Annotated in this window: 19 protein-coding genes; 7 read left to right on the forward strand and 12 right to left on the reverse strand. The window is 68.9% G+C overall.

The annotated features are described in order from the left end of the window. A complete protein-coding gene (gene yoaA / locus BP68_RS01280) occupies positions 1-2,079 on the forward strand; it encodes a DNA repair helicase YoaA (protein ID WP_496368279.1) in 2,079 nt (692 codons plus the stop codon). Here yoaA and BP68_RS01285 read toward each other — a convergent pair. Next, positions 2,042-2,839: an outer membrane protein assembly factor BamD gene (locus BP68_RS01285; RefSeq protein ID WP_496368281.1), complete on the reverse strand. Its 798-nt coding sequence runs from the start codon at positions 2,837-2,839 to the stop codon at positions 2,042-2,044. The two genes, yoaA and BP68_RS01285, sit on opposite strands and share 38 nt — an antisense overlap. Before the next feature lie 147 nt (positions 2,840-2,986). Between BP68_RS01285 and dnaE the strand changes: the two genes are divergently transcribed. The 3 genes from dnaE to clpA all read left to right on the forward strand — a co-directional run bounded on the left by dnaE (position 2,987) and on the right by clpA (position 9,384). Continuing rightward, a complete protein-coding gene (dnaE, locus tag BP68_RS01290) occupies positions 2,987-6,526 on the forward strand; it encodes a DNA polymerase III subunit alpha (protein WP_496368282.1) in 3,540 nt (1,179 codons plus the stop codon). An 81-nt stretch (positions 6,527-6,607) separates the two neighbouring features. Next, positions 6,608-6,976 (forward strand): ATP-dependent Clp protease adapter ClpS, encoded by a 369-nt coding sequence (clpS, locus tag BP68_RS01295; protein ID WP_496368284.1) that lies wholly within the window; start codon positions 6,608-6,610, stop codon positions 6,974-6,976. Positions 6,977-7,035: 59 nt separating this feature from the next. Next, positions 7,036-9,384: an ATP-dependent Clp protease ATP-binding subunit ClpA gene (gene clpA / locus BP68_RS01300; RefSeq protein ID WP_496368286.1), complete on the forward strand. Its 2,349-nt coding sequence runs from the start codon at positions 7,036-7,038 to the stop codon at positions 9,382-9,384. 159 nt (positions 9,385-9,543) lie between these two features. Here clpA and BP68_RS01305 read toward each other — a convergent pair whose 3' ends face one another. Further along, positions 9,544-10,863 carry a lytic murein transglycosylase gene (locus BP68_RS01305; protein WP_496368287.1) on the reverse strand — a complete coding sequence of 440 codons (1,320 nt, stop codon included), beginning with the start codon at positions 10,861-10,863 and terminating at the stop codon, positions 9,544-9,546. Positions 10,864-10,931: 68 nt separating this feature from the next. Between BP68_RS01305 and sbcB the strand changes: the two genes are divergently transcribed. Continuing rightward, complete coding sequence (gene sbcB, locus BP68_RS01310) at positions 10,932-12,371, forward strand: exodeoxyribonuclease I (protein WP_496368288.1); 1,440 nt, start codon at positions 10,932-10,934, stop codon at positions 12,369-12,371. 164 nt (positions 12,372-12,535) lie between these two features. Beyond that, positions 12,536-14,545, forward strand: coding sequence for a sigma-54-dependent Fis family transcriptional regulator (locus tag BP68_RS01315; protein ID WP_496368290.1), 2,010 nt, complete (start codon positions 12,536-12,538; stop codon positions 14,543-14,545). Positions 14,546-14,642: 97 nt separating this feature from the next. On the opposite strand, the gene BP68_RS01320 is transcribed toward BP68_RS01315, so the two are convergent. From BP68_RS01320 to BP68_RS01355, 8 genes are all read right to left on the reverse strand, one after another. Continuing rightward, positions 14,643-15,044, reverse strand: a complete 402-nt coding sequence (locus BP68_RS01320) for a DUF779 domain-containing protein (RefSeq protein ID WP_496368292.1) — start codon at positions 15,042-15,044, stop codon at positions 14,643-14,645. 13 nt (positions 15,045-15,057) lie between these two features. Then, positions 15,058-16,089, reverse strand: coding sequence for an alcohol dehydrogenase AdhP (adhP, locus tag BP68_RS01325; protein WP_496368294.1), 1,032 nt, complete (start codon positions 16,087-16,089; stop codon positions 15,058-15,060). A gap of 109 nt (positions 16,090-16,198) precedes the next feature. After that, positions 16,199-17,722, reverse strand: a complete 1,524-nt coding sequence (adh, locus tag BP68_RS01330; RefSeq protein WP_496368296.1) for an aldehyde dehydrogenase — start codon at positions 17,720-17,722, stop codon at positions 16,199-16,201. Positions 17,723-17,989: 267 nt separating this feature from the next. After that, positions 17,990-19,720, reverse strand: a complete 1,731-nt coding sequence (locus tag BP68_RS01335) for a Na/Pi cotransporter family protein (protein WP_496368298.1) — start codon at positions 19,718-19,720, stop codon at positions 17,990-17,992. A gap of 135 nt (positions 19,721-19,855) precedes the next feature. Then, a complete protein-coding gene (locus BP68_RS01340) occupies positions 19,856-20,431 on the reverse strand; it encodes a GNAT family N-acetyltransferase (RefSeq protein ID WP_496368300.1) in 576 nt (191 codons plus the stop codon). After that, positions 20,428-21,057 carry a uracil phosphoribosyltransferase gene (gene upp, locus BP68_RS01345; RefSeq protein WP_496368302.1) on the reverse strand — a complete coding sequence of 210 codons (630 nt, stop codon included), beginning with the start codon at positions 21,055-21,057 and terminating at the stop codon, positions 20,428-20,430. Before upp ends, BP68_RS01340 begins: the two co-directional genes overlap by 4 nt. 121 nt (positions 21,058-21,178) lie before the next feature. After that, positions 21,179-22,168 carry a threo-3-hydroxy-L-aspartate ammonia-lyase gene (locus BP68_RS01350; protein WP_496368304.1) on the reverse strand — a complete coding sequence of 330 codons (990 nt, stop codon included), beginning with the start codon at positions 22,166-22,168 and terminating at the stop codon, positions 21,179-21,181. Positions 22,169-22,346: 178 nt separating this feature from the next. After that, the gene (locus BP68_RS01355; RefSeq protein WP_496368306.1) at positions 22,347-23,189 is read right to left on the reverse strand and encodes an enoyl-CoA hydratase-related protein; all 843 of its coding nucleotides are present in this window, start codon (positions 23,187-23,189) and stop codon (positions 22,347-22,349) included. A gap of 280 nt (positions 23,190-23,469) precedes the next feature. Between BP68_RS01355 and BP68_RS01360 the strand changes: the two genes are divergently transcribed. Next, on the forward strand, positions 23,470-24,174 hold the full coding sequence (locus tag BP68_RS01360; protein WP_496368308.1) for a YebC/PmpR family DNA-binding transcriptional regulator: 705 nt from the start codon (positions 23,470-23,472) through the stop codon (positions 24,172-24,174). 88 nt (positions 24,175-24,262) lie between these two features. On the opposite strand, the gene BP68_RS01365 is transcribed toward BP68_RS01360, so the two are convergent. Both BP68_RS01365 and BP68_RS01370 read right to left on the reverse strand, forming a co-directional pair. Further along, positions 24,263-24,964, reverse strand: a complete 702-nt coding sequence (locus BP68_RS01365; RefSeq protein ID WP_496368310.1) for a glutathione binding-like protein — start codon at positions 24,962-24,964, stop codon at positions 24,263-24,265. Between the two features lie 71 nt (positions 24,965-25,035). Further along, positions 25,036-26,544, reverse strand: a complete 1,509-nt coding sequence (locus BP68_RS01370) for a helicase HerA-like domain-containing protein (RefSeq protein WP_496368312.1) — start codon at positions 26,542-26,544, stop codon at positions 25,036-25,038. Positions 26,545-26,612 lie beyond the last annotated feature (68 nt).

The following is a 26,612-nucleotide window of genomic DNA, read 5'->3' on the forward strand; positions in this document are numbered from 1 at the left end:
ATGCTGCTGAACGATCTTGTCGCCCAGGCGTTTGCCGATGATGGGCCGCTGGCCCGCGCACTGCCGCATTTCCGTCCCCGGCAAGGCCAGGTGGACATGGCTCTGGCGGTGGCGGGCGCCATAGGTGCGCGCGAGCGCCTGGTGGTGGAGGCGGGCACCGGCGTGGGCAAGACCTTTGCCTACCTGGTTCCGGCACTGCACAGCGGCGAGCGGGTGGTGATTTCCACGGCCACCAAGGCCTTGCAGGATCAGTTGTACGGCCGTGATCTGCCGTTGCTGCAGCGCGCCCTGGCGCTTCCTTTGCGTTTGGCGCTGCTCAAGGGGCGTGCCAGCTACCTGTGCCGTTTGCGCCTGGAACAGACCCGCCAGGGCGGCATGGCCGGAAGGGACGATCTTGCGCAGGTGCTGGCAGGAATCGAACTCTGGGCGCAGGCCACCCGTACGGGCGATCTGGCGGAGTTGCCCGAGCTGGATGAGCATTCCCCCGTCGTGCCGCTCGTCACGTCCACGCGGGACAACTGCCTGGGCCAGGAGTGCCCGCACTTTCGCCAATGCCACCTGTACCAGGCCCGGCGCGAGGCGCTGTCGGCCGATGTGGTAGTCATCAACCACCACCTGTTCTTCGCCGATCTGGCCGTGCGCGAATCGGGCTCGGCCCAGTTGCTGCCCAGCGCGCGCGTGGTGATATTCGACGAGGCGCATCAATTGGCCGAAACGGGAATGCAGTTCTTCGGCACGCAGTTCGGCACGGGGCAGTTGCTGGACCTGGGGCAGGATTTGCTGAGCACGGGCATGCGGTGTGCGTGTGGCCTGGCGGATTGGAGTGGCTTGCGGGAGCGGTTGCGCCAGGCGGCGCGTGATTTGCGGCTGGTCGCTGCCAGCCCCGGCGATGCCGCTGTGGGTACCGCCATACCGCGGCGCGTGGCCTGGGTGGGCCGGGCTCCCGATGGCGTGGATGCCGCACGATGGGCGGGCGCGCTGCAGGGCGCCGTGGATGCGCTGCGCGCAACCCTGGCAGGGCTGGATGGCGTGACGGTGCTCGCCCCCGACTTGGCGCATTTGCATGGACGGGTGGTGGCGTTGCTGGGGTGCCTTGCGCGGTTCTCCGCAGAAGAGGAAGAGGGGAGCGTGCGCTGGCTGGATGTGGGGGGGCAGTTGCGCATGACCGAGTCACCGCTGGACGTGGCGCCCGCACTGCGCGCGCTGTGGCAGGGCCTCCCCGCGGAGCCCGGCGCATGGGATGAGGCACCCGAACCCGCCACGCCCCAGGCCTCTTCGGGTACGGATGGGCGCGCATGGGTCTTCACATCGGCCACGCTGGGCGATGCAGCCGATCTGCGCTGGTTCACCGAGGCCTGCGGCCTGGAAGATGCCCGTACGCTGCGGGTGGAAAGCCCGTTCGACTATGCGCGCCAGGCAGCGCTCTTCGTGCCCGAGCAGCTGCCACCGCCGACGGATGCCGCCCACAGCGAGCAGCTGGCGCATTGGGTGGCCGATGCCGTGGCGCGCTTGGGTGGGCGCACGCTGGTGCTGACCACCAGCCTGCGGGCGCTGGAGGCGATCGCCTGCACTCTGCGCCTGCGCTTTGCGCTGGGATGTGGCATTGAGGTGCTGGTGCAGGGGCAGGCTCCCAAGCGGCAGATCATGGAACGCTTTCGCACGCAGGCCAATGCCGTGGGCCATGTGCTGGTGGGCTCCGCCACGTTCTGGGAGGGCTTCGATGCACCCGGCGATGCGCTGCAACTCGTCGTGATTGACAAGCTGCCGTTTCCTTCGCCGGGGGATCCGGTCGTACAGGCCCGTGGCCGGCAACTGGTTCAAAAGGGCCGCAGCGCCTTTCGCGACCACGCCCTGCCGTCCGCGGCCGTAGCCCTCAAACAGGGGGCTGGGCGCCTGATACGGCGCGAAAGCGATGCCGGCGTGCTGGTGGTGGCCGACACCCGCCTGGTACGCATGGGGTACGGAAAACGCCTGCTGCGGGCCTTGCCCGCGATGCGCAGGCTGGAGTCTCAGGAAGCGTTCGATGAGGCGCTGGACGCGCTCACCAGAACTTCCACCACGGATTGTCCTTGGTCTTGAAGCCGCTTTGCAGCATCGTGCTCTGCGGGTACGAGGTCTCCATCACGCGGCGGGCGTCGTCGCGCAGCTGCGTCATGCCCAGGGCATCGTAGGAGCGCACCAGGATATACAGCGCCTCCTCGGTGGCGGGCACCTCCTTGTAGTCGGCCAGCGCACTCTGCGCGCGGCTCACGGCTGCCACATAGGCTCCACGTTCGTAGTAGTAGCGGGCCACGTGCACTTCGTACTGCGCCAGCGAGTTGACGATGTAGGTCATGCGCTGGCGCGCGTCCTGTGCGTAGCGGGACTCGGGAAAGCGCGTCACCAGCTCGCGGAAGGACTCGAAGGAGTCCTTGGCCGCCTTCTGGTCCCGCTCGGAGAGATCCTGGCGCGCGATCCAGGAGAACAGGCCCAGGTTGTCGTTGAAGTTCACCAGGCCCTTGAGATACAGCGCATAGTCGTAGGCGGGGCTGGCCGGATGCAGCTTCATGAAGCGGTCCAGCGTCGAAATCGCCTGGGCCTTTTCGCCGCCCTTGTACTGGGCGTAGGCTTTTTCCAGTTGCGCCTGCTGGGCCAGCGGCGTGCCGGCGGCGCGGCCCTCAAGCTTTTCCAGCAGTGGCACGGCCTTGTCATAGGCGCCGCCGTTGAGTTCCTCGCGCGCTTCAGAATAGATCTTGTCGGTACTCCAGCCGGCGGTCTTGTCTTCGGGCGTGCTGGAGCAGGCGGCCAGCAGGCTGGCGGCCAGCAGGGCGGGGATCAGAGGCAAGGGATAACGCGGCATGGCGGCGGCTCTCGGACAAGGAATAGGGGTGGCAACGGCGACGGCCCGGCCTGTAGGCCCAGCCGTTTCGCAACGCGACATTGTATGTAAGCGGACCGGGCTGCCGACCAGCAGCGAGGGACAAGCCTGCGTTCCTACAATGCCGGGATGTTTGTCCACCTGCGCCTGCACACCGAATTTTCCGTCGTGGACGGAACCACCCGTATCGATGAAGTCGTCAAGGCCGCCGCCCGGGATGGACAGCCGGCCCTGGCCATCACGGACCTGAGCAACCTGTTCGGCGGCATCAAGTTCTACAAGGAAGGGCGCGGCAAGGGGGTCAAACCTATCCTGGGAGCGGAGATTTTCCTGGAGGGGGAGGCCGGCGCACCGCCCTCGCGCATGCTCCTGCTGGTGCAAAGCCGCCAGGGCTACCTGAATCTGTCCGAACTGCTGGCGCGCGCATGGACGCGCAATGTGGTCAAAAATCAGCCGCTGTGCACCTGGGATTGGCTGCAGGAACTGGGCGAGGGCTTGATTGCCCTGGCGGGCGCCCAGATGGGCCCCGTGGGGCAGGCGCTTATGAAGGGCGACGAGGCTGGCGCGGCGGCCCTGGCTCTGCGGTTGGCTGGCCTGTTCCCGCACCGTTTCTACATCGAACTCCAGCGCGCGGGCCGTGCCGATGACGAGGCGCATGTCGTCGGCGCCGTTCAGCTGGCTGCGCGGCTCAATCTGCCGGTGGTGGCCACGCATCCGGTGCAGTTCTCTACGCCGGACGATTACGAGTCGCATGAGGCGCGGGTGTGCATCGCCGAAGGGGAGATCCTCGGCAATCAGCGCAGGGTGCGCCGCTTCACGCGCGAGCAGTATTTCAAGAGCAGCGCCGAGATGGAGGCGCTGTTTGCCGACCTGCCATCGGCCATTGCCAATACGCTGGAGATCGCCAAGCGCTGCAATCTCACGCTGGTACTGGGAAAACCCCGCCTGCCGGACTTTCCCACGCCCAATGGCATGCCCATCGAGGAGTACTTCCGCTTCGCATCCTACGAGGGGCTGGAGGAGCGACTGCGGCACCTGTTCCCCAACGAGGCGGAGCGCGACCGCAAGCGCCCGGGCTATGTGGAGCGGCTGGAGTTCGAGCTGGCCACCATCCTGAAGATGGGGTTTCCGGGCTACTTCCTCATCGTGGGCGATTTCATCCAGTGGGCCAAGAACAACGGCTGCCCCGTGGGGCCTGGACGGGGGTCGGGCGCCGGCTCGCTGGTGGCCTATGCACTCAAGATCACCGATCTGGATCCGCTGCAATACAACCTGCTGTTCGAGCGTTTCTTGAACCCCGAGCGGGTTTCGATGCCCGACTTCGACATCGACTTCTGCCAGTCCAACCGCGACCGCGTGATCGACTATGTGAAGGAGAAGTACGGCAAGGATGCGGTGAGCCAGATCGCCACCTTCGGCACCATGGCCGCCAAGGCCGCCATCCGCGACGTGGGCCGCGTGATGGATATGAGCTACATGTTCTGCGACGGTATCTCCAAGCTCGTTCCCGGCAAGCCCGGCCAGACCTATACGCTGGCCTATCCGCCCGAACCCAAGAAGGAAGGCGACAAGAACAATTACGCCCTGGAGCTGGAGCCCATGCTCTACGAGCGCGTGCGCAAGGAAGAGGACGTGCGCACCATCATCGAGATGGCGCAAAAGCTCGAAGGCATGACGCGCAACATCGGCATGCACGCCGGTGGCGTGCTGATCGCGCCGGGCAAGCTCACCGACTTCTGCCCGCTGTATCAGCAGCCCGGCAGCGAGTCGGCCGTGAGCCAGTACGACAAGGACGACGTGGAGGCCATCGGCCTGGTGAAGTTCGACTTCCTGGGCCTGGCCACGCTGACCATCCTGGAAATCGCGCGCGAATTCATCATGAAGCGCCACAAGGGCCGGGAGAACTTCGCGTTCGAGAACATCCCGCTGGACGACGCGCCCACCTACCGGCTGTTCTCCGAAGGCAAGACCGAGGCCGTGTTCCAGTTTGAAAGCCGCGGCATGCAGGGCATGCTGAAGGAGGCCAAACCCAGCCGGCTGGAAGACCTGATCGCCCTGAACGCGTTGTACCGTCCGGGGCCCATGGACCTGATCCCCAGCTTCGTGAACCGCAAGCACGGCAAGGAAGTGGTGGAGTACCCGCACCCCTTGGTGGAGCCGGTGCTGGCCGAAACCTACGGCATCATGGTCTACCAGGAGCAGGTGATGCAGACTGCCCAGGTGCTGGGCGGCTACAGCCTGGGCGGCGCCGACATGCTGCGCCGCGCGATGGGCAAGAAGAAGGCCGAGGAGATGGCCGAGCACCGCACCATCTTCCGCAAGGGCGCGGCCGAGAAGGGCATCAGCCAGGACAAGGCGGACGAGGTGTTCGACCTGATGGAGAAGTTCGCGGGCTACGGCTTCAACAAGTCGCACGCCGCCGCCTACTCGCTGCTGGCCTACCACACGGGCTGGCTCAAGGTGCACTACACGGCCGAGTTTTACTGCGCCAACATGACCGTGGAAATGGACGACACCGACAAGCTCAAAGTGCTCTACGAAGATGCGGTCAAGCACTTCGGCATCACCTTCGAGCCGCCGGACATCAACCGCGGCAACTACCGTTTCGAGCCGGTGACGGACAAGGTCATCCGCTACGGCTTGGGTGCCGTCAAGGGCACGGGCCAGCAGGCCATCGAGGCCATCATCGCCGCGCGGGCGGGGCGGGGAGCCGGGCCGCAGGGCGATACCAGCGGGCCATTCAAGAGCCTGTTCGATTTCTGCGTGCGCGTGGACCGTGCGCGCATCAACAAGCGCACGGTGGAGGCGCTGATCAAGGCCGGCGCCTTCGATGCCTTGCACCTGAACCGCGCCGCGCTCGTGGCCTCCATCGACAGGGCCTTCGACTTTGCCAATGCCACGATTGCCAATGCCAATCAGGGCGGGCTGTTCGACATGATGGGCGACGATGCGCATGGCTCCAGCACGCAGGAGCCCGACCTGGTGGAGGCCACGCCCTGGGGTATCAAGGAGCGCCTGATGCAGGAGAAGACCGCCGTGGGCTTCTACCTGTCGGGCCACCTGTTCGATGAGGTGCAGCAGGAGGTTCGCCGCTTCGTGCGCACCCCCATCGACGAGCTGGCCGACAGCCGTGAAACCCAGGTGCTTGCCGGCATCGTGAGCGACTGCCGCGTGATCAGCGGGCAGCGCGGCAAGCTGGCTCTGTTCAAACTGGACGACAAATCCAGGGCGATTGAGGCGTCAGCCGACGAGGCGGTGATCAACGCCAGCGGTGGCATGCTCAAGGACGACGAATTCGTCGTCGTGAGCGGGCGGCTGCAGCTCGACCACTTCAGCGGCGGGCTGCGCGTGAAGGTGCAGCAGGTTTGGGACTTGGCGGCTGCGCGTGCGCGCTTCGGGCGCTATCTGCAGGTGCAGGTGAATGGCTCGCCGCCCGATGTGGCGGGCATCGTGCGCGAGTTCCCGCCCCGGCGCGAGGAGACCGAGCAGGGCGAGGTCTTGGCGCATGGCCTGCGCGTGCGCATGGGCGTGCGTTGTACGGCGCCCGAGGGCGCGGCCACGGCCGAACTGCAGCTGGGCGAAGCCAGCCGCTTCTTCCCTAGCGACGCGGCCCTGGCCGCCTGGAGCGCGCGGGCCGGCAGCGGCAGCGTGAACGTGATCTACGAATAAGGCCCCACGGACGGCAGCGCTTGAAAAAAGCCGCAACACCACCAGCTGCTGACAAGCCGTGCTGCGTCGTGGCTCGCTAGAATGAAATTCATGGCAACCAACCCTCCCACACCGGCACCAGTGCCCGCGCCTCGTTCCCCTTCCTGGGACGACGGCGGGACGGTCGTGCTGGAGCGGCGCACCCAGAAAACCAAGCCACCCCAGATGTACCAGGTGGTGATGCTCAATGACGACTACACGCCCATGGAGTTCGTGGTCGTCGTGCTGCAGGAGTTCTTCAACAAGGATCGCGAGGCTGCCACGCAAATCATGCTCAAGATCCACCTGGACGGAAAGGGCGTCTGCGGCGTCTATACGCGGGATGTGGCGGCCACCAAGGTGGAACAGGTACTGGACGCGGCGCACAAGGCGGGGCACCCGCTGCAATGCCTCAGTGAGCCTGTTGAATAAATGGCCTTTGCCCCCGAACTACAGTTATCACCAATACGCAAGCACAAAGGAGTTCTCACATGATTGCCCAAGAACTGGAAGTCAGCTTGCACATGGCCTTCGTGGAGGCCCGCCAGCAGCGCCACGAATTCATCACCGTGGAACACCTGCTGCTTGCGCTGCTCGATAACCCCAGCGCTGCCGAGGTGCTGCGCGCATGCGCGGCCAATATCGACGATCTGCGCGCATCGCTGACGAACTTCATCAAGGACAACACCCCCCAGGTGGCCGGCACCGATGAGGTCGACACGCAGCCCACGCTGGGCTTCCAGCGCGTGATTCAGCGCGCCATCATGCACGTGCAGTCCACAGGCAATGGCAAGAAGGAAGTCACGGGCGCCAACGTGCTCGTGGCCATCTTCGGCGAGAAGGATTCGCATGCCGTGTACTACCTGCACCAGCAGGGCGTGACGCGCCTGGACGTGGTGAACTACATCGCCCACGGCATCAAGAAGGGCGAGCCGCCCGAGCCCGCCAAGGCCGAGGGCCAGGCCGAGGGCGAGGAGGGCGCGCAGGGCGAGCGCAGCGAAAAGGCGTCGCCGCTGGAGCAGTACACGCTCAACCTCAACCAGGCCGCCAAGGATGGCAAGATCGATCCGCTGATCGGCCGCAACTACGAGGTCGAGCGCACCATCCAGATCCTGTGCCGCCGCCGCAAGAACAACCCGCTGCTGGTGGGCGAGGCCGGAGTGGGCAAGACCGCCATCGCCGAGGGTCTTGCCTGGCGCATCACGCAAAACGAGGTGCCCGAGATCCTGGCCGAGGCCACGGTGTACTCGCTCGACATGGGCGCGTTGCTGGCGGGCACCAAGTACCGGGGCGATTTCGAGCAGCGCTTGAAGGGCGTGCTCAAGTCGCTCAAGGACAAGCCCAACGCCATCCTGTTCATCGACGAGATCCACACGCTGATCGGCGCGGGCGCCGCGTCGGGCGGCACGCTGGACGCGTCCAACCTGCTCAAGCCGGCGCTCTCCAGCGGCCAGCTCAAGTGCATTGGCGCGACCACGTTCACCGAGTACCGCGGCATCTTCGAGAAGGACGCGGCGCTGTCGCGGCGCTTCCAGAAGGTGGACGTGGTGGAGCCCACGGTGGCCGAGACCATCGAGATCCTCAAGGGCCTCAAGAGCCGCTTCGAGGAGCACCACAGCGTCAAGTACGCCGCCGCCGCGCTGCAGGCAGCGGCCGAGCTGTCGGCCAAGTACATCAACGACCGCCATCTGCCCGACAAGGCCATTGACGTGATCGACGAGGCCGGCGCGGCGCAGCGCATCCTGACGCCGTCCAAGCGCAAGAAGACCATCGGCAAGAGCGAGATCGAGGAAATCGTGGCGAAGATCGCCCGCATTCCCCCGGCCAACGTCAGCAACGACGACCGCGGCAAGCTGCAGACGCTGGAGCGCGACCTCAAGAGCGTGGTGTTCGGCCAGGACAAGGCGCTGGAGGTGCTGGCGTCCAGCGTCAAGATGGCGCGCTCGGGCCTGGGCAAGGGTGACAAGCCGATTGGCTCCTTCCTGTTCAGCGGCCCCACGGGCGTGGGCAAGACCGAGGCGGCCAAGCAGCTGGCCTTCATCATGGGCGTGGACCTGATCCGCTTCGACATGTCGGAGTACATGGAGCGCCACGCCGTGAGCCGCCTGATCGGCGCGCCTCCCGGCTACGTGGGCTTCGACCAGGGTGGCCTGCTGACCGAGGCTGTCACCAAGAAGCCGCATGCGGTGCTGCTGCTCGACGAGATCGAGAAGGCGCACCCGGACATCTTCAACGTGCTGCTGCAGGTCATGGACCACGGCACGCTGACGGACAACAACGGGCGCAAGGCCGACTTCCGCAACGTCATCATCATCATGACGACGAACGCGGGCGCCGAGACCATGAACAAGGCCACCATCGGCTTCACCAACCCGCGCCAGGCGGGCGACGAGATGGGCGACATCAAGCGCCTGTTCACGCCCGAATTCCGCAACCGGCTGGATGCCATCGTGAGCTTCAAGGCGCTGGACGAGCAGATCATCCTGCGCGTGGTGGACAAGTTCCTGCTGCAGCTCGAAACCCAGCTCGCCGAGAAGAAGGTGGAGGTCACCTTCACCGACGCACTGCGCAAGTACTTGGCCAAGAAGGGCTTCGACCCGCTCATGGGCGCGCGCCCGATGCAGCGCCTGATCCAGGACATGATCCGCAAGGCGCTGGCCGACGAGCTGCTGTTCGGCCGCCTCACCGAGGGCGGGCGCCTGACGGTGGACATCGAGCTCAAGACGGATGAGAAGGGCGCAGAAACTTCCGAGGTGCTGCTGGACATTCAGCCGCTGCCCAAGAAGGAGCGCGGTGCCAAGTCCGAGCCCGCCGAGCCGGAGGAAGCCACGGCGGACTGAACGGCCTGACTGGACCCACCATGAAAAACCCCGCAGCGTTTGGCTGCGGGGTTTTTCTCTTTTCGGCGGGGGGTGGAAGGCAGGATTTGAGGTGAAATAAGCCTCTACCGCCCGTCCATCAAGCGCAATAAGCTATAAAAATAATAGCATTTCTGTGCCTCATCGGGGCGCCTGCAGCCGCTGCAGCAGCTCGCGTGTGGCAAAGCCGTCGGCCGGCAGGCCCAGGCTCTGCTGGTAGCGCCGCACGCCCGCGCGCGTGGCGGGGCCGGCCACGCCGTCGGGCGTGCCCGTGTCCATGCCCAGGGCGTTCAGCCCTTCCTGCAGCGCCCGCACCTCGGTGCGCGACAGGGGTTCCAGCTCGCGTGGCCAGGCGGCGGCAAGGCCCGCGCCGCCGTCGATCTGGCGCGCCAGCAGGCCGACGCCCAGGGCGTAGCTGACCGAATTGTTGTAGCGCAGCAGGGCGCGGAAGTTGGGCCCCACCAGAACGGCCGGGCCGCGCGCGCCCGCCGGCGTGAGGATGGAGGCCGCCTGCAGCGCCGGCAGGGCCGCACCGTCGATGCCGCGCACGCCCTCGGCGGCCCAGGCCTCGCTGCTCTGGCGCACGCCCAGCTCGGCGCGCGCGTAGTCGAAGCCCGCGGGCAGCCGCACCTCGGCGCCCCAGGGCTCGCCCTCGCGCCAGCCCGACTGCGCGAGGAAATGTGCCGTGGATGCCGTCACGTCGGGCACGCTGCCCCAGATGTCGCGCCGGCCGTCGCCGTCGGCATCGACCGCATAGCCCAGGAACACCGAGGGCAGGAACTGCGTGTGCCCCATGGCGCCGGCCCAGGAGCCCAGCAGCGCGTCGGCCGCAATGTCGCCCCGGTCCACGATGCGCAGCGCCGCCAGCAGCTCGCCGCGCGCCCAGTCGCGGCGCCGGCCGTCGTAGGCCAGCGTGGCCAGCGCATCCACGGTGCGAAAGCTGCCGAAGTTGCGGCCGTAGTTGCTCTCCATGCCCCAGATGGCCGTGATCACGCTGGCCGGCACGCCGTAGCGCTGCGCGGCGGCGTCCAGAGCGGCGGCGTGCAGGCGGCGCTGCTCGCGCCCCTGCGCCACGCGCTGGGGGGAGACGGCGCTATCCAGATAGGCCCAGGGCGGGCGCGTGAACTCGGGCTGGGCCCGGTCGAGCTGCACCACCCGCGGCTGCCACTGGGCCTGGCCCAGCGTGGCGTCCACGGTCTGCGGGCTGATGCCGGCGGCCAGGGCCTCCTGGGCGAAGGCATTCACCCAGGCGTGAAAGCCGGCGATGGTGGCGGCCGTGTCACTAGCGCTGGCCTCGGGCGGCGGGGTGGCAGGCTGTGGCGCAGCGGCCGGCGCGGCCGCAGTGGCTGCGAGCGGCGCTGCTGGCGGGGCGGAGGCAGCGCCTGCCGTGGGGGTGGGAGGTGTGGCGCAGCCGGCAAGTGCTGCCAGGCCCACGGCGGCGGGGAGAAACAGGAAACGCATGCGGGCATTGTGCCGGCCCTCGCCATGCATACTCGGGCCTGGCATTGTTTCCGGCTGCAATTTTCCCCATGCACACCTTTCTCTGGCACGACTACGAAACCTTCGGCGCCAACACGCGCCGCGACCGCCCTGCGCAGTTCGCCGCCATCCGCACCGATGCCGAACTGAACGAGATCGGCGAGCCTTTGATGATCTACTGCCGGCCGGCCGACGACTATCTGCCGGACCCGCAGTCCTGCCTCATCACCGGTATCACGCCCCAGCTGTGCCTGGAAAAGGGCCTGCCCGAGCATGCCTTTGCCGCCCGCATCAAGGCCGAGCTGGCGCAGCCCGGCACCATCGGCGTGGGCTACAACACCATCCGCTTCGACGACGAAATCACGCGCTTCATGTTCTGGCGCAACCTGATGGACCCCTATGCCCGCGAATGGCAGAACCAGTGCGGCCGCTGGGACCTGCTGGACGTGGTGCGCATGACCTACGCGCTGCGCCCGGACGGCATCGAATGGCCGATGCACGAGGACGGCAAGCCCAGCTTCAAGCTGGAGCACCTGAGCCAGGCCAACGGCCTCGCGCACGAGGCCGCGCACGACGCGCTGTCCGACGTGCGCGCCACCATCGCGCTGGCGCGGCTGATCCGCCAGCACAACCCGCGCCTGTTCGACTTCGCGCTCAGCCTGCACAAGAAGGACCGCGTGGCGGCTGAACTGCGCCTGCCCGCCACGGCCCAGACGGCGCGGCCCTTCCTGCATGTCTCGGGCATGTTCCCGGCCGAACGCGGCTGCCTGGCCGTGATGTGGCCGCTGGCCACACACCCCACCAACAAGAATGAGCTGCTGGCCTGGGACCTGGCGCACGATCCGGCCGAACTGGCCACTCTGGGCGCGGACGATATCCGCCTGCGCTTGTTCACGCGTGCGGCCGACCTGCCCGAGGGCGTGCAGCGCCTGCCGCTCAAGACGGTGCACCTGAACAAGTCGCCCATGGTCGTGGGTAATGTGAACACGCTCACGCCGGCCCTGGCCCAGCGCTGGGGCATCGACCTGGAGCAGGCCGCGCGCCATGCCGCCGTGGCGCGCGATCTGCCCGACATGAGCGCCATCTGGTCCGCGGTGTACCAGCGGCCGCAGGAAGGCACGCCGGACGTGGACCAGGACCTGTACGGCGGCTTCGTGGGCAACGAGGATCGGCGGCGCCTGAACCGGCTGCGCGCCCTGGCACCCGAGGAGCTGGCGCGCGAGCGCCCCGGTTTCGACGACGCCCGCCTGGCCGAGCTGGTCTGGCGCTACCGCGCGCGCAACTTCCCCCAGACCCTGGCGCCCGAGGAGCAGGAGCGCTGGGAGGCGCACCGCGTCGCGATGCTGGTGGAGGGAGAAGGCGGCGCGCTGACCTTCGACGCGCTGTTCGAGCGCCTGGACACGCTGGGCGCCGAAGCGGACGAGCGCGCCGAGGCCATCCTGGGCGCGGTGTACGACTACGCCGAGAGCATCGCCCCCGGCATGGATTGACCGGAGCGGGGCCACGCCGCGGTGCCCGGCGGGCCCAAACCTGTGCACCGCGCACGGTTGCTGGGGGGAACGCCTGGAGATTGATGCTATCGTGGCCCGCAAGCGCCTCGCCAGCGACATGGGCCCGGCCCGGCGCAGAAGGCGCACCTTGCACAGGAGACTCCATGCAACGCTCTGGACCGCCGTACCCGGACGAGGCCGCAGGCGCCACGCTGGCGCCGCCTGCGGCGGGCATCATCGCCCAGGCGCATGCGCGTTCCCAGTCGTTCGGGCTGCAGCCCCACGAATCGGCCGACCTGCACCTGCTCGACCGCCAGACCCTGGCCTGGACGGTGTCGCGCAACGAGGCCCTGTGCGCCCATGCGCGCCCCGTCATGGAGACGCTGGCCACCCAGCTGCAGGGCACGCAGAGCATGGTGGTGCTGACCGATGCGCAGGGCGTGATCCTGCATGCCGAGGGCGATGACGAATTCCTGGGCCGGGCCGGGCGCGTGGCCCTGCAGCCCGGCGCCCGCTGGTCGGAAAGCAGCAAGGGCACGAACGCCATCGGCACGGCGCTGGTGCTGGGCGAAGCGGTGCAGATCAACGGCCGCCAGCACTACCTGCAGGCCAACCATTTCCTGACCTGCACCTGCGTGCCCATCTTCGACCCGCAGGGGGCCATCGTGGGCACGTTCGACGTGAGCGGCGACCGCCGGGGGCACAGCGCCCACACGCTGGCGCTGGTGCGCATGTCCGCCGCCATGGTGGAGAACCACCTGTTTGGCAAGGTGTACGAAGACGCCGTGCGCCTGCGCTTTCACGCGCGGCCGGAATTCCTGGGCACGCTGATGGAGGGCCTGGCGGCGTTCACGCCCGAGGGGCGCTTCCTCGCGGCCAACCGCAGCGCCCAGTTCCAACTGGGCCTGTCGCGCGCCGCGCTGGCGGCCCATACCCTGCCGTCGCTGTTCGGCCTGCCCATGAGCACGCTGCTGGCGCAGGCGCGCCAGACGATGCCCACGCTGCTGGCCCTGCCGCTGCCGGGCGGGGGCACGGTGCAGGCGCAGGTGGAGTTCCGCCCGCGTGGTGCCACCGTGTTGCCGGCCATGGACGACCTGGCGGAGCCGTCCGCACCGGTGCCGCCAGGGGCCCGCGCCGCCACGCCGCCGGGCCTGTCCGGCCTGCGCTACCTGAACACGGGCGATGCCCAACTCGCGCAGGTGATCGAGCGCGTCACCCGGCTGCTGGGGCGCAGCGTGCCCACGCTGATCCTGGGGGAGACGGGCACGGGCAAGGAGCTGCTGGCGCGCGCCATCCACCACGACGGCGAGCGCGCGCGCGGGCCGTTCGTGGCCGTCAATTGCGCCTCGATCCCCGAGACGCTGATCGAGGCCGAGCTGTTCGGCTACGAGGAGGGCGCCTTCACCGGCGCGCGCCGCAAGGGCAGCACGGGCAAGATCGTGCAGGCGCACGGCGGCACGCTGTTCCTCGACGAGATCGGCGACATGCCGCTGTCCATGCAGGCGCGGCTGCTGCGCGTGCTGCAGGAGCGCAGCGTGGCGCCGCTGGGGGCCGCGCGGCAGATCGACGTGGACGTGAACGTGGTCTGCGCCACGCACCGCAACCTGCGCGAGATGATGGCGCAGGGCCAGTTCCGCGAGGATCTCTACTACCGCCTGAACGGGCTCGTGGTGCGCCTGCCCGCGCTGCGCGAGCGCACCGACCTGGCCGTGATCGTGGCGCGGCTGCTGCGCGCGCAGTGCGAGGCCGACGGCCTGCGCGGCGCCGGCGCGGGCCCGGTGCGCGTGTCGCCCGAGGTCATGGCGCTGTTTGCCGCCCATGCCTGGCCGGGTAATCTGCGCCAGCTGGCCAACGTGCTGCGCACCGCGGCGCTGATGGCCGAGGGCGCGGGGGACACCATCCTGCGCGAGCATCTGCCCGAGGATTTCCTGGAGGACTGCGATGCGCTGGTGCGGCAGGGCGCCGCGGTGGCGCAGGCACAGCAGGCCACTGTGCCTGGCGCGGATGGCGCGGCCGCGCCCTTTGATGCCGGCGTGCGCCGGCTGGGCGAGGTCACGTCCGGCGCCCTGCAGCAGGCGCTGGCGGCGCACCAGGGCAATGTGTCGGCGGCGGCGCGCGCGCTGGGCGTGTCGCGCGGCACGGTGTACCGCCATCTGCGGGCGCAGCGCTCCTGAAATAAGAGCTGTTGGCGCTTGATGTAAAAGGACTTCAGGCAAAAAAGTGCCTGAAGTTCCCTCTAGGCAAGCGCTAGAAGCTACCAGCTTGATAGCATCAAAGCGTGCCCGAAGGCGGCGGCCCGAGTGCCTCGATGGCCGCCCACTCCGCGTCGGAGTACAGCCGCGAGCGGGTCAAAAAGCGCATGCCCGTCGCCCCTTCGAGCGAGAACATGCCGCCGCCGCCCGGCACCGCGTCGATGAGCAGGTGCGTGTGCTCCCAGTACGCGAACTGCGCCCGGCTCATGTAGAACGGCTGCCCGGCGATCTCGCCCAGCAGCACGTCGGCGTCGCCCACCAGGAACTCCCCGCGCGCGAAGCACATGGGGGCGCTGCCGTCGCAGCAGCCGCCCGACTGGTGGAACATCAGCGGGCCGTGCTGGGCCATCAGCCGCTCGATGAGGGCCGCGGCAGCGGGCGTGGCCGACACGCGGGCGGCAGCGGGGGCGGGCGAGTCCATGCGCGCGCTCCCGTCAGGCGGCCATGTCCAGCACCACGCGCCCCTGGATCTGGCCCTTGTGCATGCGGGCGAACACGTCGTTGATGTTCTCCAGCCGCTCGGTGCTCACCGTGGCCTTGACCTGGCCGCGCGCGGCGAAGTCCAGCGACTCCTGCAGGTCCAGCCGCGTGCCCACGATGGAGCCGCGCACCGTCACGCCGCGCAGCACCATGTCGAAGATGGGCAGCGGGAAGTTGCCCGGCGGCAGGCCGTTGAGCGACACCGTGCCGCCGCGCCGCACCATGCCCAGCGCCTGCTCGAAGGCCTGGGGCGACACGGCCGTGACCAGCGCGCCGTGCGCGCCGCCGATCTCCTTTTGCAGCACGGCCGCCGGGTCGGCGTTGCGGGCGTTCACCGTCACGCTGGCGCCCAGCCGGCGGGCCAGCGCCAGCTTGTCGTCATCCACGTCCACGGCGGCCACGTTCAGGCCCATGGCGCGCGCGTACTGCACGGCCATGTGGCCCAGGCCGCCGATGCCGGAGATGGCCACCCAGTCGCCGGGCTTGGTGTCGGTCACCTTCAGGCCCTTGTAGACCGTCACGCCGGCGCACAGCACGGGCGCGATCTCCACAAAGCCCACCTCCTTGGGCAGGTGGCCGACGTAGGCGGGGTCGGCCAGCGCGTAGTCGGCAAAGCCGCCGTTGACCGAATAGCCGGTGTTGCTCTGCGACTCGCACAGCGTTTCCCAGCCGCCCAGGCAATGGGTGCAGCAGCCGCAGGCCGAGTGCAGCCAGGGCACGCCCACGCGGTCGCCTTCCTTCACATGCTTGACGTTGGCGCCCACGGCCGCGACGAAGCCCACGCCCTCGTGGCCGGGGATGAACGGCGGATTGGGCTTGACGGGCCAGTCGCCCTCGGCGGCGTGCAGGTCGGTGTGGCACACGCCCGAGGCCTCGATCTTGACCAGGATCTGGTCGGCCGCCGGCCGGGGCACGGGCACTTCCTCAATGGTCAGCGGCTTGCCGAATTCGCGCACAACGGCGGCCTTCATCGTCTTGGCTGGCATGGGGGGAACCTCCTTCTCTGTGGTGACGGGGTGCGGGGCGGGCCGGCCCGAAGGCGCCCGCCGCCGCGGGCGGTGCCTGCCGCAGAGCGGCAGGCGGGGAAGCCGGGGCTCAGAAGAAGCCCAGCGGCTGCTGGGTGTAACTTACCAGCAGGTTCTTGGTCTGCTGGTAGTGGTCCAGCATCATCTTGTGGTTCTCGCGGCCGATGCCCGACTGCTTGTAGCCGCCAAACGCCGCGTGCGCGGGGTAGTGGTGGTAGCAGTTGGTCCACACGCGCCCGGCCTGGATGCCCTTGCCCATGCGGAAGGCGCGCGCACCATCGCGGCTCCACACGCCGGCGCCCAGGCCGTACAGCGTGTCGTTGGCGATCTCCAGCGCCTCTTCCTCGGTCTTGAAGGTGGTCACCGACACCACGGGGCCGAAGATCTCCTCCTGGAAGATGCGCATCTTGTTGTGCCCCCTGAACACCGTGGGCTGCACGTAGTAGCCGCCAGCCAGGTCGCCGCCCAGCGCAGTGTTGCGCGCGCCGCCGATCAGGCATTCGGCGCCTTCCTGCTTGCCCAGGTCGAGGTAGGAGAGGATTTTTTCCAGCTGCTCCTGCGAGGCCTGGGCGCCGATCATGGTGCTCTTGTCCAGCGGGTGGCCCTGCTTGATGGCGGCCACGCGCTTGAGCGCGCGCTCCATGAAGCGCTCGTAGATCGACTCCTGGATCAGCGCGCGGCTGGGGCAGGTGCAGACCTCGCCCTGGTTCAGCGCGAACATGGCGAAGCCCTCCAGCGCCTTGTCGAAGAAGCCGTCGTCGGCGGCCATCACGTCCTCGAAGAAGACGTTGGGGCTCTTGCCGCCCAGCTCCAGCGTCACCGGGATGATGTTCTGGCTGGCGTACTGCATGATCAGCCGGCCGGTGGTGGTCTCGCCGGTGAAGGCGATCTTGGCGATGCGGTTGCTCGACGCCAGCGGCTTGCCCGCCTCCAGGCCGAAGCCGTTGACCACGTTGAGCACGCCGGGCGGCAGCAGGTCGCCCACCAGCTCCATCAGCACCAGGATGGAGGCGGGCGTCTGCTCGGCCGGCTTGAGCACCACGCAGTTGCCGGCGGCCAGGGCCGGGGCCAGCTTCCACACGGCCATCAGGATGGGGAAGTTCCACGGAATGATCTGGCCCACCACGCCCAGCGGCTCGTGGAAGTGGTAGGCGATGGTGTCGCCGTCGATCTCGCTGATGCCGCCCTCCTGCGCGCGCACGGCGCCGGCGAAGTAGCGGAAATGGTCGATGGCCAGCGGAATGTCGGCCGCCATGGTCTCGCGCAGCGGCTTGCCGTTGTCGATGGTCTCGGCCACCGCCAGCTGCAGCAGGTGGGCCTCCATGCGGTCGGCGATCTTGTTCAGGATGTTGGCGCGTGTCGTGGTCGAGGTGCGGCCCCAGGCCGCCTTGGCCTTGTGCGCGGCGTCCAGCGCGGCGTCGATGTCCTTGGCGTTGGAGCGCGGCACGGCGGTGAACACCTGCCCGGTGACGGGCGAGACGTTTTCGAAATACTGCCCGTCCGCGGGCGGCACCCACTGCCCGCCGATGTAGTTGCCGTACTGCTGCTTGTAGGGGTTGGCGATGCCAAGGCTGGCGATTTCGGCCATGTTCATGCTGTGTCTCCTGGGTGGTTATGGGTGTTTCGCTGCCCGGAGCGGGCGGCGTACCTCTTACCGCAATAGCCATGCCAGCGCGGCCGCACAGGGGGCGGGCGGCGGCCGGTGTCGCGCGCTGTGCCGTGGCGGGGCAACGGCTGTTCCGGCCCGGTGTTCCAAAGCGGCACAGCCGTGCCCCGGCCAGGGCGGGGCGCAGCGCGGTGGTTTGCTATTGATTCAGTAGCTGTTTGCGCTTGATGGACGGGCGCTGCAGGCCATTTTTGCTCAAACTTCCGGGCCCGCCCCGGTGTGCGGTGCGCTGTCGGCGGGCAGCGGGGCCAGCGGCGGCAGCGCCGCCAGACGCGTGGCGGCCTTGTGGCCCTGCTGCACGGCGCGGCGCAGGTCGCCCAGCAGGCCGGCCCATTCGTGCACGGCGGCCACCTCCAGCCGCCCCGATGCGCCGGCGCGCAGCAGGTCGGCCTTGGCGTCCTCGTAGGCCGCGTCGAAGCGGGCCTGGGCGGCGTCCACGGCGGCCGGGGTGTCGCCGGCGGCGCCCTCGGGCGTGGCGGCCTGCGGATCGGCCGCCGCAAAGAAGCCCAGCGCCGCCGCGCAGGCGGGGGCCAGCGCCTGCAGCGGGTGGTCCGCCAGCATGGCTGCGGACTCGGGGCGCGGCGCGCGCAGGGCCTGCAGGCCCGTCTGGTGCATCACGCGCGCCAGGGTGTCGTAGTAGCCGGCGATGCGCAGCAGCTCGGGCATCTGCTCGGCCACGTCGCGCGACAGGGCCTGTCGGCTCACGTCGCTGACGAAGGCGCCCACCTGCTGCTGCAGCTGTTCCAGGGTCTGCAGCTGGCGGGTGAGCTGTGCGCCGGCCTGCGGCGGTGCCGTGGCGGTGGCGCCCGTGGGCACCAGGCGCGTGGCATCGGCCGCCAGGCGCATGGCCTGGTGGCCCACGCGGGCCATCTCGCGGCGCAGGGCCTGCAGGGCCAGCGCGGGCACGGCGGCCACGTTGTGGTCCAGAAAGCGCGCCCGGGCCTCGTCCTCCTCGGACGAGCGAAAGCGCCGCAGCAGAAAGCGCGCCAGCGGCGCGGACAGCGGCCACATCAGCAGCACGCCCAGCACGTTGAAGGCGGTGTGGAACAGCACGAGCTGCGTCACCGCATCCCCCTTGCCGGTGAACCACAGGCCCAGCGCGTGGATGAGCGCCAGCAGCGGCGACAGCAGCGCCAGGGCCACCGCCGCCGTGACTACGTTGAACAGCACATGCGCCGCGGCCAGCCGCCGTGCGTTGGCGGTGGCGCGGATGGCGGCCAGGATGCCGGTGAGCGTGGTGCCCACGTTGGCGCCGATCACCAGGCCCGCGCCCACCTCCACCGCCAGCGAGCCGCCCGCCACGGCGGTGAGCGCCACGGCCAGCGTGGCCGAGGAGGCCTGCAGCACCACCGTCATCGCCAGGCCGATGAGCACGGCCAGCGCCAGGCCCGGCAGGTCGCTGGACAGCGGCGGCAGCGCCTGCGGCCCCAGCCCCGTGAAGCCCTGGCGCAGCAGCTCGATGCCCAGGAACAGCACGCCGAAGCCGGCCACCGCCTGGCCCAGCGCGCCGCGCCGCGTGCCGCTGCCGGCGAGGGTGAGCGCCATGCCCGCGCCGATGAAGGGCAGGGCGAAGGTGTCCACCTTCATCGCAAAGCCCAGCCAGGCCACGAGCCAGCCGGTGACCGACGAGCCCAGGTTGGAGCCGAACACCACCCACAGCGCCGAGCTGAAGCCCAGCAGCCCGGCGTTCACGAAGCCGATGGCCGCCACCGTCATGGCGGTGGACGACTGCACCAGCGCCGTGAGCGCCACGCCCGTCACCAGCCCGTGCAGCGGCGTGCGCGTCCACGCGGCCAGGATGCGCTCCAGCGCGCGCCCGGCGGCCAGCTTCAGGCCGTCGGTCAGCATGGTCATGCCCAGCAGGAACAGGCCGATGCCGCCCAGCAGCGTGCCGGCGGCGAGCAAGGGAGTGGTGCTGGCGGTCAAGGCGTTGGGGCGGGGCTTGCGGAGTTTTGCGGCGGGGTGTTTTGCTATTGAATGAATAGCTATCAGCGCCGGTCATCCGGGCGCTAAAGGCCGATTCTATGGAGATTCCTGCCCGCAGACAGGCCCGCCGGCCCCTCAGGCCGTTGCGGCCCAGGCGCCGCGCTGCAGGCGGTACAGGCAGTGCGCGCGCAGCGGATGGCCGGGCGCGAGGGCCGGGTGCTCGAAGGCCTCGCCGGGGCATTCGCGCATGCCCAGGCGCCGCATGACGGCCTGGGAGCGCAGGTTGCCGACGGCGGTGAAGGCGACGATCTCCTCCAGCCCCAGCCAGTCGAAGCCCACGCGCAGCGCCAGCCGTGCGGCCTCGCTGGCCAGGCCCTGGCCCCAGTAGGGACGGGCCAGGCGCCAGCCGATTTCCACGCAGGGGGCGAAGGGCAGCTCGGGCGCGGGCGTGTGCAGGCCCACGAAGCCCATGAAGCGGGGCGTCCCGTCCAGCAGGCAGTCGGCGGCCCAGAAGCCCCAGCCGCGCTCGTGGATCAGCGCCTCGATGCGGTCGGCCATGGCATCGCTTTGCGCGCGGGTGAGCCGCGCGGGGAAATGCTCCATCACCTGCGCGTCGTCATTGAGCGCCGCGAAGGGCGCGCGGTCGGCGTCCGTCCAGGGCCGCAGCCGCAGGCGGGGCGTGGCCAGCCAGTTGGCGGGGGGCGCGTTCACTTGGTGCCGAAGATGCGGTCGCCCGCGTCGCCCAGGCCCGGCAGGATGTAGCCGTGCTCGTCGAGCTCGCGGTCGATGGCGGCGGTGTAGATCGGCACGTCGGGGTGGGCCTGCTGCAGGGTGGCCACGCCCTCGGGGGCGGCCAGCAGGCAGACGAACTTGATGGAGCGCGGCTGCAGCTGCTTGAGGCGCTGCACGGCGGCGGCGGCGGAGTTGCCGGTGGCGAGCATGGGGTCGACCACGATGATGTCGCGCTCGGCCATCTCGGAGGGCATCTTGAAGTAGTACTCGACGGGCTGCAGCGTCTCGGGGTCGCGATACAGGCCGATGTGGCCGATGCGCGCGCCGGGCACCACGTTGAGCATGCCGTCCAGGAAGCCGTTGCCCGCGCGCAGGATGGACACCAGCACCAGTTTCTTGCCGTCGATCATCTTGGCGGTCATGGTCTCCAGCGGGGTCTCGATGGTCACGTCCTGCAGCGGCATGTCGCGCGTGACCTCGTAGGCCATCAGGGTGGACAGCTCGCCCAGCAGGCGGCGGAAGCTGTTGGTGCTGGCGTCCTTCTTGCGCATCAGGGTCAGCTTGTGCTGCACCAGGGGGTGGTCGATGACGTGGACGTTGCTCATGGGCTGGTGCCTCTTATGGGTGAAAGGAGAAAGGACGTTCGTGAAGCCGGAATTTTGCACCCGGGCCCCGGGGGCCATGGCCGCAGCAGGGCCATATCGGGTGGCCTGGCGGCCCGGCGGTTCAGCCGCCCGCCGGCTCCGTGGCCAGGAACTGCGCGTAGCGCGCCAGGTCCACGTTGCCGCCGCTGATGACGATGCCCACGCGCTTGCCCTGCAGCCGCAGGCCGCCATGGCGGGCGGCAGCGAAGCCCAGCGCGCCCGTGGGCTCGACCACGATCTTCATGCGTTCGGCGAAGAAGCGCAGGGCCTCGATCAGCTGGGCGTCGGTGGCGGTGACGATGTCCGACACGCCGGCGTGGATGAGGGGGAAGGTGAGCGTGCCCAGCGCCTGGGTCTGGGCGCCGTCGGCAATGGTGCTGGGCGTGTCGATGCGCACGATCTGGCCGGCGCGCAGCGACTGCTGGGCGTCGTTGCCGGCCTCGGGCTCCACGCCGATCACCTGGCAGTGCGGCGCCAGCGCGCCGGCCGCCAGCAGGCTGCCCGACAGCAGGCCGCCGCCGCCCAGGGGCACGAACAGGTAGTCCAACTGCGGCACCTCTTCGAGCAGTTCCTTGGCCACCGTGCCCTGGCCCGCGATCACGTGGGCGTGGTCGTAGGGCGGGATCAGCGTCATGCCGCGCTCGGTGGCCAGGCGGCGGCTGATGGCCTCGCGATCCTCGGTGAAGCGGTTGTAGGTGACGACCTCGGCGCCGTAGCCGCGCGTGGCGGCGATCTTCGCGGCGGGCGCGTCCTCGGGCATGACGATGACGGCCGGCATCTCCAGCAGGCGCGCCGACAGGGCGATGGCCTGCGCGTGGTTGCCCGACGAGAACGCCAGCACGCCGCGCCGGCGCTGCGCGTCGCTGAACTGCACCAGGGCGTTGAAGGCGCCGCGGAACTTGAACGCGCCCATGCGCTGCAGGTTCTCGCACTTGAAGAACAGTTCGGCCCCGAGCAGCGCATCCGCCGTGCTGGATCGCAGCACCGGCGTGTGGTGCGCCATGCCCTTGAGGCGGTGGGCGGCTTCGGCGACGTCGTCGTAGGTGGGCAGGGGCGGGCGAGGCAGGTTCATGGCGGCTGTCGAACGCGGGTTGGAATGGGGGCGCGCGGTGGCGCGCCGGTGCATCATAGCCCGGCCCGGGGTGTTTCAGCAGCAAAAATGCCTGCAGCGCCCATGCAGCAAGCGTAGGCAGCTATGAAGTTTGATGTAACTGCGCTGGCCGGCGCGGCAAGGCGGCCGGCGGCGGCGTTCAGTCCAGGTCGCCGAAGCGCTGCAACGGCGCCAGCGCGGGAAACGCGCCCGCGCGGCGCTGCTTCATGGCGGCCACGGATTCGCCCAGGTGGCGGTTGCTCCAGATCGCGCCCTGCAGCCAGCCCATCTGGCGCAGGCTGTCCTGAACGCCGTGGTCGCGCGCGTAGTGCACGGCCTGCTTGGTGCCCCAGATGGCCACGGGCGGCTTGGCGGCGATCTCGCGCGCGCAGGCCAGGGCGGCGGCCAGCAGGTCTTCCTGGGTGTCGAAGAGTTCCGTCACCAGGCCGCTGGCCAGCGCGCGCTCGGCCGGCAGGCGGCGGCCGGTGTAGGCCAGCTCCTTGAGCAGGCCCAGCGGCATGAGCTTGGGCAGGCGCTGCAGCGTGCCCATGTCGGCCACCATGCCGATGTTGATCTCCTGGATGCAGAAGAACGCATCGCGCGTGGCGTAGCGGATGCAGGCCGCGGCCACCATGTCCACCGCGCCGCCGATGCAGCCGCCGTGGATGGCGGCGATCACCGGCATGCGCAGGTTCTCGATGCGCGTGAAGGTGGCCTGCATGTCGGTGAGCAGGTCGAAGATGGCGGCGCGGCCCTCGGGGCTGGCGTCGTCCAGCGTGATGGCACCGCCGAAGGTCTCCAGCGCCATGCCGGCGCTGAAATGCTTGCCGGTGCTGCTGATGACCAGCGCCCGCGCCTCGCCGCCGCGGTGCAGGTCGGCCAGCACCTGGTCCAGCTCGCGCCAGAACCGGGGGTGCATGGTGTTCATGGCCTCGGGGCGGTTCAGCACCAGGTGGGCCACCTGGTCGGTGATGGTGAGGGTGAAGCAGGTGAGGGTGTTCATGGGGCCCACTGTAGGGGGCCCGCAGGTCGCCATGCGTCGCGTGCGTGACGGCGCGGTGGTCGTCAGGGCGTGGATGAAATCAGCGCATAGCGATGGCTGGGTAAGCGCTGGATGCTATTGAATGCATAGTGCCTGCCCTGTGCGCCACGCGGCGCTGCGCATCGGCACGGGAAGAGCCGGCATGGGCGCCCGCACCCTTGGTGCAGATGGCGGGGTATACACTTTGCCGCTGCGGCGCAGGCCGCATTTTTTGTTGGCTTCACGTAAAGGAATCGCAGCCATGGGCGCGCAATGGAAGGCAAAGGGCAAGGCGCTGGTCGCCGATGCCAAGGGCAGGCTTTTTGGGAAGCTGGTCAAGGAAATCATCGTCGCCGCACGTGCCGGCGCGGACCCGGCCGGCAATTCGCGCCTGCGCCTGGCCGTCGAGGCGGCGCGCAAGGCGTCCATGCCCAAGGACACGCTGGAACGCGCGATCAAGAAGGGCTCGGGCGTGGGTGGCGATGCCGTGAACTACGAGCGCGTCATCTATGAAGGCTTTGCGCCGCACCAGGTGCCGGTGATGGTGGAATGCCTGACCGACAACGTGAACCGCACGGCGCCCGAGATGCGCGTGTGCTTTCGCAAGGGCCAGATGAGCGCCGTGGCCTGGGACTTCGACCATGTGGGCATGATCGAGGCCGAGCCGGAACAGCCCGGCGCGGACGCGGAACTGGCCGCCATCGAGGCCGGCGCACAGGATTTCGAGCCCGGAGAGGAAGAGGGCCAGACCCTGTTCCTGACCGACGCCACGGACCTGGACACGGTCGCCAAGGCGCTGCCCGAGTTCGGCTTCAAGGTGCTGTCGGCCAAGCTGGGCTACAAGGCCAAGAACCCGGTGAGCATGGCCAGCCTGTCCGCCGAGGCGCAGGAAGAGGTGCAGGCCTTCCTGGCCGGCATCGAGAACAACGACGACGTGCAGAACGTGTTCGTCGGGCTGGTGGACTGACATGGTCGCCGCAGTGCCCGCCATGTCCACAAGGAAAAGCCGCTGATCCAGCGGCTTTTTTTGTGGCTGGCCGCGCAAGGCGCGCGCGCTACCGGCGCACCGTGGCGGCGTCCTGGCCGAACAGCACCTTCTTGGCCGCCTCGTCCACCGTGGGGGCGGTGTTGATGGTCTGGGCCAGTGCGTAGGCGCGTTCGGTGGCGGGGCGCGCGCGGATGCGCTCGAACCAGCGCTGCAGGTGCGGGAAGTCCGCCAGGTTCTGGCGCTGCTTGTCGTGCGGCACGATCCAGGGGTAGCAGGCCATGTCGGCGATGGAGTAGTCGCCCGCGATGAACGCACGCCCGTCGGCCAGGTGCTTGTCCAGCACGCCGTACAGGCGCGCGGTTTCCTTCACGTAGCGGTTGATGGCGTAGGGCAGGGGCTCGGGCGCGTACTGGGTGAAGTGGTGGTTCTGCCCGGCCATGGGCCCCAGGCCGCCCATCTGCCAGAACAGCCACTGCAGCGCCTCGGTGCGCCCGCGCAGGCCCTGCGGGATGAGGCGGCCGGATTTGTCGGCCAGGTACAGCAGGATGGCCCCCGACTCGAAGACGGACAGCGGCGCGCCGCCGTCGGCGGGCGCCTGGTCCACGATGGCCGGGATGCGGTTGTTGGGCGCGATGCGCAGGAAGTCGGGCGCGAACTGCTCGCCCCGCCCGATGTTCACCGGGTGGATGCGGTAGGGCAGGCCGGCCTCTTCCAGAAACAGCGTGATCTTGTGGCCGTTGGGTGTGGTCCAGTAGTACAGGTCGATCATGGGCTTGCTCTTGAAACAATAGCTGCTTGCGCTTGATGGGTGGTCGTCGGGGCCTGATTCGGCTTGAAGTCTCAGCGCTTCCTGCCGCCGAAAATGCCGCCCAGCACGCCGCGCAGGATTTCCTTGCCCAGGTTGGTGCCCATGGTGCGCACGGCGGACTTGGCCATGGTCTGCACCAGGCCGTCGCGCTTGCCGCCGCGCGGGCCGGTGCTGCCGAACAGCACGTCGTTGAGCCCGCCCATCAGCCCGCCGTCGTCCTGCGCGGCGCCCTTGGCCGGGTTGGCCGCGGCATTGCCGGCCGCCGCGTCGGCGCGGCCGCGCAGCTTCTCGTAGGCCGATTCGCGGTCCACGGGCGTGTCGTAGGTGCCCGCGACGAGCGAGCCCGCGAGCAGCGCGCGCCGGTCGCCGTCGGTGATGGGGCCGATCTGGCTGCCCGGCGGCAGCACGTAGACGCGCTCGGTCTCGCTGGGGCGGCCCTTGGGGTCGAGAAAGCTCACCAGCGCCTCGCCCACGGCCAGCTCGGTGATGGCGGCCTCGATGTCCAGACCCGCCTTGGGGCGCATGGTGGTGGCCGTGGCCTTGACGGCCTTCTGGTCGCGCGGTGTGAAGGCGCGCAGCGCGTGCTGCACGCGGTTGCCCAACTGGGCCAGCACGCTGTCGGGAATGTCCAGCGGGTTCTGGGTGACGAAGTACACGCCCACGCCCTTGGAGCGCACCAGGCGCACCACGAGCTCGATGCGTTCGACCAGCACCTTGGGCGCCTCGTTGAACAGCAGGTGGGCCTCGTCGAAGAAGAACACCAGCTTGGGCTTGTCGGGGTCGCCGATCTCGGGCAGCTGCTCGAACAGCTCGGACAGCATCCACAGCAGGAAGGTGGCGTACAGGCGCGGCGAGTTCATGAGCTTGTCGGCAGCCAGGATGTTGACCACGCCCTGGCCATCGACGGTCTGCATGAAGTCCTCGATGTTGAGCATGGGCTCGCCGAAGAACTGGTCGCCGCCCTGGGTCTCGATCGTGAGCAGGCCGCGCTGGATGGCGCCCACGCTGGCCGTGGAGATGTTGCCATACTCGGTGGTGAACTCCTTGGCGTTGTCGCCCACGTAGGTGAGCATGGCGCGCAGGTCCTTCAGGTCCAGCAGCAGCAGGCCGTTGTCGTCGGCGATCTTGAACACCAGGTTCAGCACGCCGAGCTGGGTCTCGTTCAGGTTCAGCATGCGGCCCAGCAGCAGCGGGCCCATGTCGGAGACGGTGGCGCGCACCGGGTGGCCCTGCGTGCCGAACACGTCCCACAGCGTGGTGGGGCAGGCGGCGGGCTCGGGCAGGGGCAGGCCGCGCTCGGCCAGCGTCTTGGCGAGCTTGTCGCCCACGCGGCCCTTCTGGCTGATGCCCGTGAGGTCGCCCTTCACGTCGGCCATGAACACCGGCACGCCGATGCGCGAGAACTGCTCGGCCAGGGTTTGCAGCGTCACCGTCTTGCCGGTGCCGGTCGCGCCGGTGATCAGTCCGTGGCGGTTGGCCAGGCCCGGCAGCAGGTGGCATTGGGTGGAATCGTGCTGTGCAATCAGAAGGGGTTCTGCCATGGCTTTAGTCTGGGGGGTGAGTCAAAAGTAAAATCCCGGCCGCAAGATTAAATCAATCAAAGGACGCT

The sequence above is a fragment of the Diaphorobacter oryzae DSM 22780 genome (assembly GCF_059568935.1).